This is a genomic window from Botryobacter ruber, assembly GCF_003347595.2.
GTDB classification, from domain to species: Bacteria; Bacteroidota; Bacteroidia; order Cytophagales; family Hymenobacteraceae; genus Pontibacter; species Pontibacter ruber_A.
Window position 1 is genome coordinate 122,810 of record NZ_QCZK02000041.1, and the last position, 12,992, is coordinate 135,801.

Annotated in this window: 10 protein-coding genes; 6 read left to right on the plus strand and 4 right to left on the minus strand. The window is 51.5% G+C overall.

The genetic code is table 11. The features are described from left to right. Positions 1–274 precede the first annotated feature (274 nt). Positions 275–2,563: a S46 family peptidase gene (locus tag DCW36_RS13355; RefSeq protein WP_114779047.1), complete on the plus strand. Its 2,289-nt coding sequence runs from the start codon at positions 275–277 to the stop codon at positions 2,561–2,563. Between the two features lie 71 nt (positions 2,564–2,634). On the opposite strand, the gene DCW36_RS13360 is transcribed toward DCW36_RS13355, so the two are convergent. Further along, a complete protein-coding gene (locus DCW36_RS13360; protein WP_114779048.1) occupies positions 2,635–4,005 on the minus strand; it encodes a glycoside hydrolase family 28 protein in 1,371 nt (456 codons plus the stop codon). A gap of 33 nt (positions 4,006–4,038) precedes the next feature. On the opposite strand from DCW36_RS13360, the gene DCW36_RS13365 reads away from it, so the two are divergent. Together DCW36_RS13365 and DCW36_RS13370 are read left to right on the plus strand one after the other, a co-directional pair. Next, complete coding sequence (locus DCW36_RS13365) at positions 4,039–4,227, plus strand: hypothetical protein (RefSeq protein ID WP_128396976.1); 189 nt, start codon at positions 4,039–4,041, stop codon at positions 4,225–4,227. A 208-nt stretch (positions 4,228–4,435) separates the two neighbouring features. Beyond that, positions 4,436–5,311 (plus strand): OmpA/MotB family protein, encoded by an 876-nt coding sequence (locus tag DCW36_RS13370; RefSeq protein ID WP_114779050.1) that lies wholly within the window; start codon positions 4,436–4,438, stop codon positions 5,309–5,311. A 176-nt stretch (positions 5,312–5,487) separates the two neighbouring features. On the opposite strand, the gene DCW36_RS13375 is transcribed toward DCW36_RS13370, so the two are convergent. Further along, entirely contained in the window at positions 5,488–6,000 is a 513-nt protein-coding gene (locus DCW36_RS13375) for a DUF2062 domain-containing protein (RefSeq protein WP_114779052.1), read from the minus strand. Between the two features lie 442 nt (positions 6,001–6,442). On the opposite strand from DCW36_RS13375, the gene DCW36_RS13380 reads away from it, so the two are divergent. The 3 genes from DCW36_RS13380 (at position 6,443) to DCW36_RS13390 (ending at position 10,867) form a co-directional block, all read left to right on the plus strand. Then, positions 6,443–9,391, plus strand: coding sequence for an outer membrane beta-barrel protein (locus DCW36_RS13380; protein WP_114779054.1), 2,949 nt, complete (start codon positions 6,443–6,445; stop codon positions 9,389–9,391). Between the two features lie 130 nt (positions 9,392–9,521). Beyond that, on the plus strand, positions 9,522–10,349 hold the full coding sequence (locus tag DCW36_RS13385) for a thermonuclease family protein (RefSeq protein ID WP_114779056.1): 828 nt from the start codon (positions 9,522–9,524) through the stop codon (positions 10,347–10,349). A 116-nt stretch (positions 10,350–10,465) separates the two neighbouring features. Next, complete coding sequence (locus DCW36_RS13390) at positions 10,466–10,867, plus strand: hypothetical protein (RefSeq protein ID WP_125185179.1); 402 nt, start codon at positions 10,466–10,468, stop codon at positions 10,865–10,867. A gap of 28 nt (positions 10,868–10,895) precedes the next feature. Here the strand turns inward: DCW36_RS13390 and DCW36_RS13395 are convergent, their stop codons facing one another. Together DCW36_RS13395 and DCW36_RS13400 are read right to left on the minus strand one after the other, a co-directional pair. Beyond that, a complete protein-coding gene (locus DCW36_RS13395; RefSeq protein WP_114779060.1) occupies positions 10,896–11,750 on the minus strand; it encodes a universal stress protein in 855 nt (284 codons plus the stop codon). Between the two features lie 163 nt (positions 11,751–11,913). Then, positions 11,914–12,975, minus strand: coding sequence for a DUF6687 family protein (locus DCW36_RS13400; RefSeq protein WP_114779062.1), 1,062 nt, complete (start codon positions 12,973–12,975; stop codon positions 11,914–11,916). Positions 12,976–12,992 lie beyond the last annotated feature (17 nt).

The window sequence follows — 12,992 nt, forward strand, 5'->3', positions numbered from 1 at the left end:
AAGCCCGTGGCTTGTTTTGCAGCCGCCACCATTCCCGCCGCTGCTCCTCCGTACATTTGGCAGGAGCAGCGGGAATGGTGGCGGCTGCAGCAAAACTTTTCCGTACATGCAAACGCACCTTTCCTCTCGGGGTATGGCGGTAACACTGCTTGTAGGCCCTGGCAGGAAATTTGTTATGGGATGTAGCCAACTACGGCTCCCTTCTTATCATTGCAGCCTTAACCTGTATTGCGTAATTTTGAGCCATACATCTACATCACAAGCTAACGTACACATGATCCTGAAAAGAATCGTATTATTTTTTGCGGCCGCACTGCTGAGTTCGGGGCTGGCAAACGCCCTGCCCGACGAAGGCATGTGGCTCCCGATGCTCCTCAAACAGCTCAACGAAGCTGACATGCAGCAGAAAGGTCTGAAGCTCTCGGCCGAAGATATTTACAGCATTAACCAGTCCAGCCTGAAAGATGCCATTGTTTCGTTTGGCGGCTTCTGCACCGGCGAAATGATATCGCCCGAAGGCCTGCTGCTCACCAACCACCACTGCGGCTACGGACAGGTGCAGGCGCACAGCACCGTGGAGAACGACTACCTCACGAAGGGCTTCTGGGCCATGAACCGGGAACAGGAGCTGCCCAACCCGGGCCTGACCGCCACCTTTATCGTGCGCATGGAAGACGTAACCAAACAGGTGCTTTCCGGCATCCCGGCCACTGCAACGGAAGCAGCACGCGAAGCAGCCATCCAGAAGAATATCGCCAGAGTGCGTAGCGAAGCGATTGCCGGCACTGATTACAATGCGATCATCCGCCCGTTCTTCTATGGCAACGAGTATTACATGTATGTGACGGAAACTTTCCGCGACGTGCGCCTGGTAGGTGCTCCCCCTTCTGCTATCGGTAAATTTGGCGGCGACACCGACAACTGGATGTGGCCCCGCCACACAGGCGACTTCTCCATTTTCAGGATTTACGCCGGCCCCGGTAACAAACCCGCCGATTACTCCCCGAACAACAAACCTTACAAGCCGAAGCACCACCTGCCTATTTCGCTGAATGGTGTTACGGAAGGAGACTTCACGCTGGTCTTCGGTTTCCCGGGCCGCACCAGCGAGTACCTTACCTCGCATGCGGTGCAGGAGATTTACGAAGTTTCCAACCCCGCCAAAATCAACATCCGCGACACCAAACTGCGCATCCTGGACAAGGACATGAAAGCGTCGGATGCTGTCAGAATTCAATATGCGGCTAAATATGCCAGCATTGCTAATTACTGGAAAAAATGGATCGGCGAGAACCGTGGACTGCAAAAGGCCAACACCATAGCCCGGAAGCAGCAACTGGAGCAGCAGTTCCAGCAATGGGCGGCCACCAACGACAAACGGCAGCAGCAATACGGTAACCTGATGGCGGATTTTGAAAAGAACTACCGCAGCCTGGATGGCATCACGATCTCGCGCGACTATATAACCGAGGCAGCCCTTGGAATTGAACTAATCAAACAGGCGGCAGATTACATGAAGCTGCAGGAGCTGCTGGATAAAAAAGCGTCGGAGTCGCTGATTAACTCCACTGCCGATCAGTTGGCCGATGCTGCGGCTGGGTTCTATAAAAATTACAACGCACCTACCGATAAGAAAGTGTTTGCCGCCCTGATGGCCCTGTATTATAACGACATCGATCCGAAACTGCACCCGGAGGTGTTTAAAACCGTGCAACAGCAGTATAAGGGTGATTTCGAAAAATACGCGGATGCTGTCTATGGCAAGTCCTTCTTTACATCGGAGGCTGGCGTAAAAGAAGCGATGGCAGCCATTAAGGCAGGCAAAACGCAGGTGCTGAAAAACGATCCGGCTTTTCAGCTGGCCAGCGGCATTGTGTCGCACTACCGCGCAAACATTCTGCCCACCTACACCCAGGTAAACGACAACCTCAACCTGCTCTACCGCACCTACATGACCGGCCTGCGGGAAATGCAGCAGGATAAAAAGTTTTACCCGGATGCCAACTCCACACTGCGCGTTGCTTACGGCGAAGTAGAGCCATACGAGCCACTGGACGGCATCAAATATAAATACTACACCACCCTGGAAGGCGTGATGGAAAAAGCGGCCATGGAGGGCATTGAGGATTACGTGATTCCGGCCAGGCTGAAGGAGCTGTACGAGCAGAAAGACTATGGTCCTTACGGTGTAAACGGTGAAATGCCGGTTGCCTTTATCGCTTCCAACCACACCACCGGCGGTAATTCCGGCAGCCCGGTCATTAATGCGCACGGGCAGCTGATCGGCACTAACTTCGACCGTAACTGGGAAGGCACCATGAGCGACATTTCGTACAACCCGGACCAGGTGCGCAACATTGCCATCGATGCCCGCTACATGCTTTTCATTGTCGACAAATTTGCCGGAGCCGGTCACCTGGTGCAGGAAATGACACTGGTAACCGACGATACCTCCGGCCTGGCGCACGTAGACAGCAAACGAAAGTCATCGGAAAAAGAGGCTAAGAAAGAAAAGAAGAAGGAAAAGAAGCGTAAGCGTAAAGAAAAAGAGCCAGCCCTTTAAGGCTACTTCGCTTAAATAAAAAAAATCCCCGCCTGCACAGCACACGGGGACTTTTTTGTATAGGTAAAAGGTTAATTCCTGCTGGCAAAGTTGAGCAGGTTCTGGTGGATGTGGTTCTGGTCCTGAACGGTAGCCGCCGTTACATTATCCAGCACGATGTTTTCAACGGGTAGCTCCTGCTGCCCCAGCACCCTGGAGATAAATTTCACATTGGTTGCTTCCACATTCGTCAGGAAAACATCTTTGATCGGCGTCAGCTTCCGCTCATAGGTCGGCACCAGGTCTTTCCACTGGTACAGCACGTTTGTTTCGATGCCGAGGATGCCCTGGTCTATTTTGCCGGATTTGATGTTGGTTACATAGATATTTTTCACATAGCCGCCCCGGCGCTCGTTGGTCTTGATAAACACCAGGTGGTTGAGTTTGGCGCCGTCTACCACCGTGCAGTTGTCCATAAACAGGTTCTCGATGCCGCCCGAAAGTTCGCTGCCGATGGCCAGCAACTGGTGCCCGTTCTTCACGGTGCAGTTGCGGATCACGATGTTTTTGGAAGGTGTGTTCAGGCGCCAGGCATCCTGGTTGCGGCCCGATTTTACGGCAATGGCATCGTCGCCCTGGTCGAACGTGCAGTTTTCGATGAGCATGTTCTGGCTCATTTCCGGATCCACGCCATCATTGTTGTGGCCATGGGCATACACATTCACGTTCCGGATAACCACATTGATAGACAGGTAAGGGTGGATCACCCAGAAGGGGCTGTTCGAAATGGAAACGCCTTCGAGCAACACGTTTTCGCAGCGGTTAAACTGGATAAACTGGGGACGGAAGTTGTAGTCGTTCTGCACCATCTGGCGCTCCTCCACAGGCTTGTACTGGGCCGCCTGGTGATACAGTTTCTTCAAACCCTCCAGGTGCGCCTTCGGACGTGCATACCAGACTTTCCAGACATCCAGCTTCGCCTTCAGGGTGCCCTCTCCCGTGATGGCTACGTTTTTACACTTGAACGCATACACCAGCGGCGAGTAATTGTAGCACTCCATGCCTTCCCAGGTGGTAAAAACAGCCGGTAAATAATCTTCCGGTTTTTCAGAAAAGAGCAGAACGGCCCCTTTGTTCAGGTGCAGGTTCACGTTGCTTTTCAGGTGAATTTTGCCCGTCAGCCACTCCCCTTCCGGAATAACCACCACGCCGCCTCCGGCTTTGTTCGCTTTGTCGATGGCCTTTGCTATTGCTTTGCTCGTTTTATTTTTATCTCCCTGCACAGCACCAAAATCGGTAATAGGCATTTTTTTGCACTTGCTGAAATCCGGCACTTTAATGGCAGGCATCTCAAAAGGCGCCTCGACATTCAGTTCGTTTACGGATACTTTGCTTTTATCTTTCTTAAAAGAGAATAACAGCAAAGAAAACAGGAGCAGCGGGTACAAAAATGTGGTTTTCATAAATCAGATAAACAGAATATTATAAGTTCATAGATGAAACTATTCCTGCGAACCTCCCAAAGCGGGGGTATGGCCGGAAATTCAGGATCGAAGATAAAGCCTCCTGGCGAAGGAACTATCCTGCTCCAACAGGTTGTGCCGTTTTTTTCTCAGCCTGCCGGAGGAGCGGCTAAGGCAATGGTGGCTGGCGCAGAAGATCATGTTGGTTTGGTGGTTTTGTAATTTTTAATTCTCCCTATATAGCAGAATGGTATTATTCTTGCTTCATTCATTTCCGGTCTATTGGAAAAAATAGCTGCTGACCTGCAGCTTTACAACTGGTGGAAAGCAGGTATATTATTTTTGTCCTGAAAAGCCCCGGCACCTCTGCGTTACAAAAGAGAGAATGTTATATTTGTTGACCTAACGAAAAATATCTTACCTATCTTATATGAAGAAATATGTATTCCGTGCGTCCCTGTACCTGCTCGCAGGCACGCTTACCCTATCTTCTTGCGTAGTATCCAAGAAAAAGTACGAAGACCTGCTGGCGCGTAAAAATGCGCTCGAAGCTGAAAAGGCAACGCTGACCAAACAAAAAACAACGCTGGAACAGGACAAGTCATCGCTGGAGAAAGAGCGGGAGAACCTGCAGCAGGAAATCGCATCGCTGGCAGCGCAGAAAGCCGAATACGAGCGCAACCTGGCCAAGGCGCTGAAAGAAGGAAAAGCCCTGGGCGAAAACCTGAACATGTCCAAAACGCAGATCGACCGCCTGAACGCCGACCTGAAAGCCCGTGAACAGCGCCTGGCGGAACTGCAGCGCATTCTTGATGAAAAGGACCGTGCCGTAAACGCCCTGCGCAGCAAAGTGAGCAACGCCCTGTTAGGCTTCAACGACAAAGACCTCTCGATCAACGTCCGCAACGGGAAAGTGTATGTATCGCTGGCAGAGCAGCTGCTCTTTAAATCCGGCTCCACCAAAGTAGACCCGAAAGGCGTGGAAGCACTGGGTAAACTGGCCAGCGTACTCAAAGAACAGCAGGATGTAAATGTGCTGGTAGAAGGCCATACCGATGATGTGCCGTTGCGACCAATGACCAATATGCAGGACAACTGGGATCTGAGCGTACTGCGCGCCACCGAGATCACCCGCATCCTGACCAATGCCGGTGTCGATCCGAAGCGTGTAACGCCATCCGGGCGTTCTTTATACGTGCCGCTGGACGATTCCAAAACCAAGGAAGCACGCCAGATGAACCGCCGCACCGAAATCATCCTGACACCAAAACTCGACGAGCTGTTCCAGATCCTGGAGACTACCTGATCTGTAGTACACGGCCATTAAACCAAAACTGCCTGCTTCCGATAATGGAGGCAGGCAGTTTTGGTTTCTGATGTTACGCATATATACAATAGCAGGAAAAGTCCCGCTTAGAATCTAATCCTGTAGGGGAAAATTGTCTGCTCCTGCCACCACAGCCTCTGCTCCTTAATCTTTTATTACTCCGGCAGTTCTTCACTTCCCGCCGGCTTCGCTGCAGCTAAGGGCAATACTTTTCTGAGGATCGGCAGCATAAGGTAGTACAACAGCAAAGCAACCGGGACAGCTACCACAGCCCAGGCAGCCACAGCCACTAAATTAGCCAGCCAAAGTTTTTCCAGGGCCTCCAGCCAGTCGGCCCTGAACATCGCCATTATTTCGTCTAAGGTAAACCGGATCGTTTCCAGGCCAAACATAAATACACCTGCTTTGATGAAAGGAATAAAGAAGAGCAGCTGCAGGGGCTGCACCAGGTAGCTAACCAGCACGGTAGCCGCAATATTGAGCCTGAACCTGGCTGCCACGGCAGTTCCCAGCACCGTTGTGGTACCAAAAGCCGGAATAATGCCGATAACGGTGCCCAACGCCAGCGTAACCGACAGCTTCTGGGGTGTCATGCCCTGTTTGAGCAGGTTCAGGATCGGGTTAATGATTCTGCGTTTAAAAAAACCGGTAAGAATGGTCGCTGACAAAGCTTTCGAAATTGAAAAGTAAATTAATAAAACACCCGCTGCAGGTAGTAATAATAAGACACGTGTTTTGTGAAATTCGTTGCAGCAGCACCTAAACAATTTCAGGCAAAATCAGCCCCCGATTATTTCCTTTTGTTTATACCGGTTACGCCAAAAAGTAACCTGCTGCCGCGGCACTCCCGGCACCTTACTTTTCCCACAGCTACAGCACCCCCAACTGCCCGCATCCGCTGGACCGGCTGCAAACAATTTTACGCAGATAAACGAGACAAGGCCGATCTATTTTACCACAATCACCTTATTTTCAATCATATAACCTCCATAAAACCAATATCACACTTGCTCCCGGACGTGAAGAAAAATAAATATAAAATATTTATTACAGGCAGCTAAACCACGAACAGTATCGCCAGTCTAAAAGCCAAATTGCTAATCGCCAGTCATGAAAAAATTATTACTCCTCCTGTTCTTTTTTGCCGGCATCACATCTGTTGTGCAGGCGCAGGGCTATTCGGTAAGTGGCACGGTACACGGTGCCTCTACAAAAGAAACATTACCGGGAGCCAGCGTGCTGCTCATCCGGTTGCCCGATTCCGTTAAAACGGCTACCACCACCGACAAAGACGGAGGCTTTCGTTTCGCTCCTGTGAAGGCCGGGCAGTATTCGGTGCAGGTAAATTTTATCGGCCACAAACGCCTGGCGAAAGCAGTGCAGGTACAGAACGGGCCGGTACAGCTGGGCCAGCTGTTGCTGGAGGAGGCTTCTACCACCATGAAAGAAGTAGAAGTGGTGGGGCAGATACCGCTGGGGACGCAAAAAGGCGATACAACCGTGTTTAATGCGGCTGCTTTTAAAGTAGCCGACGATGCCAGTGCCGAAGACCTGGTTACCAAGCTTCCGGGTGTTACGGTAGTGGATGGCAAAATTCAGACGCAGGGCGAAGAGGTACGGCAGGTGCTGGTAGACGGCAAGCGCTTTTTCGGTGAAGATGCCAACACGGCCCTCCGAAACCTTCCGGCTGAGGTAATTGAGAACATCGAGATATTTGACAAGAAAAGCGACCAGGCCGAGTTCAGCGGCTTCGACGACGGCAACCGCGCCAAAACCATCAACGTGGTCACCAAAAAGAACCGCCGCAAAGGGCAGTTTGGTAAGGTTTCGGTGGGTGTGGGTCCGGATGAGAAGCAGCTTATTGGTTCCGATTCAAAATACATGGCCGGAGCGAGCGTGAACATTTTTAATGGCGACAGGCGCTTTACCGTTACCGGTATCAGTAACAACATCAACATGCAGGATTTCTCGGTAGGCGAAGCGCCGGGCGGCGGCATGCGCGGCCGCAGAGGCGGTGGCGGTGGCGGCAATGGCGGCGGCACCAACGGCATTTCCAATACAAAAAACTTCGGGCTGAATTACAACGATATCTGGGGTAAGAAGATAGAGGTTAACGGTAATTATAACTACAGCAATGTGTTTAATGAAAATGACAGGTCACAGTTCCGTGATTATTTCCGTTCAAAATGGAATAACCAGCAGACTTCCAGCAATAGTTTCAACAATAGCAGAAACGAAAGTCACCAGTTTAATTTCCGGCTTGAGTATAATATAAATGAAAAAAACAGATTACTCATTTCGCCCAGGTTGTCGGTACAAAACGGCAGGTCATTCTCTAACACAGAAGGATGGTCGATCTATGATGGAAACCCCGATGATGAAATTTACGAAGTAGTTGAGCTGAACAGGACGAATATTGACAGAAACACCTCCGACAGCTATAATTATAATTTTAGCAACAACATTAACTTTAGCCACCGCTTCGCAAAACCTGGACGTACCTTTTCTGCCGGTTTAAATACCAGTACGTCCGTAAGCGATGCCAGCACCTTACGGGTTACCAACATTGAAAACTTTATTGAACCTGACAAAAATGTTGATTTAAATCAGCTCATAAAAACCGATAGGGATAACTTTAGCTGGCGCGGCAATGTTGCCCTGGCAGAAAGAGTTGGCGAGAAAGCACGTTTGCAGGCAGAATACAGTATCAGCAACAGGTTCGATAATTCTGACCGGCTGGCCTACGACTGGACGGGAACAGGAGCAAACGAAGAACAGGTGTACGATAACCTGAATGTACGCTTAAGCAACTCTTCCGAAAGCGAATACCTGACGCAACAGGCCAAAACCAGCTACCAGTACAACTCAGAAAAACTACGCTTCCAACTGGAAACACAATACCAGATGGCAAATCTTCAGAACCAGCGTGAGTATCCGTCTGGTTACCAGACGGACCAAACCTTCCATAATGTGCTTCCCTTTGCACAGTTGGAATATAAGTTTTCACGTACTAAGAACCTGCAATTCGACTTCCGAACCAGCACCGATGCCCCATCTATCAACCAGTTACAGGAGGTAGTTGACAATACCAGTCCCCTCAGGTTCAGCACCGGAAATGCAGACCTGGTACAGGCATACCAGAACTCAGTTAACCTGCGCTACCGCTCGTTTAACACCGAAACAAACCGGGTTGTCACCTTCTTCGTGACAGCAAACAAAACAGACAACTACATCACCAATAGTACGACTGAGGAAAATCTGGAGCAAGAGCCTTTACTCGCTGGTATGGAAATTCTTCCCGGAGCCCGCTTAATCAAACCTGTTAACCTGAACGGTAACTGGAGCGCCCGGTCTTTCTTCAGCTACGGGCAGCCGCTGGGCTTTATTAAATCAAACGTTAACCTGACAGGCTCCGTTGGTTACAACAGAACACCTGGCCTGTTCAACAATGCCCAGTTCTTTACAAACACAACCAACTACAGACTAGGAGCCTCACTCAGCAGCAATATCAGCCAGAACGTAGATTTTAGCCTCTCGACCAGCTCGAGCTACAACGTTGTTACGAGCACCCGCCAGGAAACGCAGAACAACAACTTCTTTAACCAGTCAACACAGTTACGGGCCAGCCTTCGTTTCTGGAAAGGCCTGGTGTACCGCACTGAACTCAGCCATCAGTTGAACTCAGGTTTGTCGAGCGGCTTTAACACCAACTACACGCTCCTGAACATGAGCATGAGCAAGAAGGTACTTAAAAATCAGCGGGGCGAAGTAAGCTTTAGTGTAAATGACCTGCTGAAGCAGAATGTCAGTATCCAACGAACTATTTCTGATTCTTATGTACAGGATACCCGGTCCGAGGTACTGCAACGCTTCTTCATGCTGACCTTCTCCTACAACATCCGCAACTTCCCGGGCGGTGCTCCCGGCGGCAGAGGCAGTGGTGAGAGAGGCAGTGGCGAGAGAGGCTCCGGAGAAAGAGGCAACTACCGCCAGGGTGGTTACGAACGCCAGGGAGGCTTCGGCGGACAAGGCGGTGGTGGCCGCTACAGAGATCAGTAAAAAGAAACATGTGTTGTTTTTAGTAACAAGCGGGGCTGCCAACTGGTAGCCCTTCTTGTTTTAGTCCTAAGCTTCAACAATTGGCAAACAATCTGTACCTTTATCCTTACACAACCTGAAACAAGCCCCCATGAATAGGTATTTATACAAGCTACTCCTTCTTTTGCCCCTGCTCTGCAATCTGGCATGCCGGCAGGAAAACCGGGACCCTTTCCGGGAGCGGCACCAGCCCCAGGAACAGGAAATTCCAGCCGATACACCTGTTGCACAAGCCCCGGCAGCTCCCCCGGAAACGCCCCAGACAACTGAAGAAAGAAAACCCTCCACAACGGCAGGCGACAAAGTGGTAGCCGTGAAAGACGGCGATACCATGGAACTGCTGCGCAACGGGCAATCCGTTACGGTCAGGCTGTACGGCATCGACAGCCCGGAGAAAAACCAGGACTACGGCCAGCGGGCCAAGCAGTTTGCCTCCGACCTGGCTTTTGGCAAATACGTAAGACTCATCGTGCACAACACCGACCGCTTTGGCCGTACCGTTGGAACCATTATCCTGCCCGACGGGCGCAGCCTGAACGAAGAAATGGTGCGCAATGGCTTTGCCTGGCATTACAAGGCCTATTCCAAAGATAAGAACCTGGAGAACCTCGAAGCCGATGCGCGCCGTTTCAAACGCGGCCTCTGGAACGACCCCAACCCCACCCCACCCTGGGACTTCCGGAAAGAGAAGCGGAGCAGCAGCAGTTCCGAAAACGTTACTGCACCTGCCACCACAGCCTTACCTGCCGGCGCAACCAAACGCACTGTGTACATCTGCGACAGCAAAGGTTCTGCTGTGTACCATGTTACTTCCACCTGCTCGGTGCTCAAGCGTTGCAAAGCCGAAGTGCTGACCGTAACAGAGGAAAAAGCCATCCGGGAGTATGGCAGAAGACTCGACAAAACCTGCGATTCGTAAATTACAGGACACTTCTTTTCATTACGGCAGGAATACAGTAGGTGCCTGGTCAGATATTTGGTATTTTTGCTTTAATTGCAAAGACTTTAACCACAATCAAACCCTTTAATAATTTCGTGTACACATTCCTTCACCGATCTAAAATTGCGCTGCTGGCAACGCTGCTGCTAACCGGATTTGCTTCCTGCCAGAGCTATAACCAGACCGATAAAACGGATATTGCAGCAGCAAAACAGCCCGAAACACCAGCTGTAGATAGTGTGCGGCTGGCGGCACGCAGACCGGCGCCCGAATTTTATATCCTCACACCTGACATATACAAGAACCGGGTGTACGTCTGCGACGATATTTATTCAGATGTGTTCCATGTAAAATACGACTGCGAAGTACTGGCAAAGTGCGACGCCACCAAACGAAACGTTACCCTGGTAACGGCCATCCGCGATTTTGGCAGGTACAACTGCGAAGTCTGCAGCCCGGAACTGGCTCACGTGTTCGATGAGGAAAAAGTAAGATAGGCACAAAGCCGCTTTGTGTAATTTACTACTATTGCTTCCTGGCGTGCAGCACCAGCAGTGGAACAGAAGCCTGGTAAGTCATTTTTTCGGCCAGGCTGGTAGAGAAAAGTTCGCGGAAGAACCCCTTTTCCTTCCGCAGCACTGCGGCCATATCTGCCCCGGTGGCATCGTAATACGCCTTTATGCCTTCATCGGGATGTTTGTTTACTACTTCCTGGAACTGCAGGCCGGCTTCCGGAAAGGTTTGCTGCAGCTTTAGGCGGTATGCCTCTGCTTTGGCTGTGTTTTCGATGGTTGCTTCCTTTGTAACATGCACCACCTCCACGGTGGCGCCTACAATGCGGGCCAGGTGCGCAACCTGCTGCAGCGCCTCCAGGTCATTATCGGTGTAATCGGAGGCAAACAGAATTTTATGGATGTTGGGCCAGTTGGCTGTAGACGGAATAGTCAGTACCGGGCATTTCACATGTTCGATCACAGCCTCCGCGTTGCTGCCGATCAGCAGTTCTTCCAGCGTATTGCCCCCGCCAGTGGTTCCCATTACAACCAGATCATAAGCCTCGTCGGTGGTCAGGTGCTCGGCAATGTCGGTGAGCAGTGCTTCTTTCAGGATGTAGTCGCAGGTAAAGCTTTCGTTGCGGTTGGCGCCGTATTTTTCTTCCATGTGCCGCTTGAGGGCATTCAGCTTTTCGCCGGCATCGCGCATCTGTTCCCCGAGTAGTTCTCCTGCTATCAGGGCTGTTTCGGAGGTATCCACAATGGGCAGGTGCACCACATGCAGCAGCGACAGGTGCGCATGGGCACGCTGCGCAATAAAAGCGGCATATTCAACAGCTTTGGTGGCTGTCCGGGAGAAGTCGGTGGGGCAAAGTATCTTTCTCATGAGCAGTGCTAAAGTTGGTCGGACAGAAAAAGGTTATCCTGGTATGGCCATTTATACGCACGACAGCCCATGAGCGGGTAAATTCTTTACAAATTATCCGCCTGCAGCACCCGAAAGGTACATTTGTGGCTAAAGAAACAACCGGAACAGTATACTGCCGCTGCTACGATTCCCGGTTCAGCTCCTTCACTTCTTTCCAGGTCCAGTAGTACTTGGGCTGCATTCCGGCGTACGCCTGCGTATAGTATTCCACCACCGTCTGCTTCAGCTCCTCTACGGGAATAGACGAACTATAAATTTCGCGGGAGGTTGGGTTGTCGAAGGCCTCTTCGCGTGTCAGCTTATCGCCGTCCAGGCGCAGGAGAGGGCCGGTTTCTTTTACCGCATCGTAAGTCCAGGTGCGGCCCGATTTTTCAAGCGCATTCAGGCGTGCCGCCAGCGGAGCCATGGAAAGGCGAGGAAGCGTGGGTCTGGAACTGATGTCGACCCAGGTGGTGTATTTGTACTCCAGTTCGTAGCGGTTGTTTTCGTAACAGGCCAGCACGATATCAAACCCGACGGTGCGGCTGAAAAGGGCGTAGTAATGGATGGGGTGCGGCGTCTGGATAATCACCAGTCCGATGTCGGGATGGCGGGAAATTTTGGTATCGGGCTTGTACATGTCACGGTAGCCCAGCAATACCGAGGCTACTTCGTCTTCCCACACGCCCCGCTCCCAGTCCGGATCCTGCAGCACCCGCCCGAATTCCTTTAGAAAGTACGCGAACTTTTTCGGGCACAGCGTTACCTCCGGTTCCGGCAGCTGCTCCGCCCCGAAAGGCGGGTAAAACAGCTCCCGCTCCCGCGCATTGATCCAGCACACCAGCTTCAGGGCCTCCCCGGCCAGCGGGTGGTTCAGGTCCAGCTCCCGGAAATCGCCGATGATGGCCATCTGCCGCAGCAGCTCCTCGTTCTCCAGCGCCAGCTCCGGGTTCAGCAGGCTCCACACCCCCACAAAACCATCGATGTCGAAATGATTCGCGGTGACATATGCCAGTTCCAGCCCCGGCAGCCCTTCCCGCAGCGCATGCAGCACAATACCCGCGCTTGTATCGTCACGCACCTGTTCCGGCGTTGGCGCTCCACGCCAGTGCGACAGGATAAGCCCGTTGGGATGGGTGCTGTCTACTACAATGGCTTTGTGGTTTTTTACTTCGGAAAAGGAGATGAACTGGCGCTGTGTCATGCCGCAAAGGTACAGAA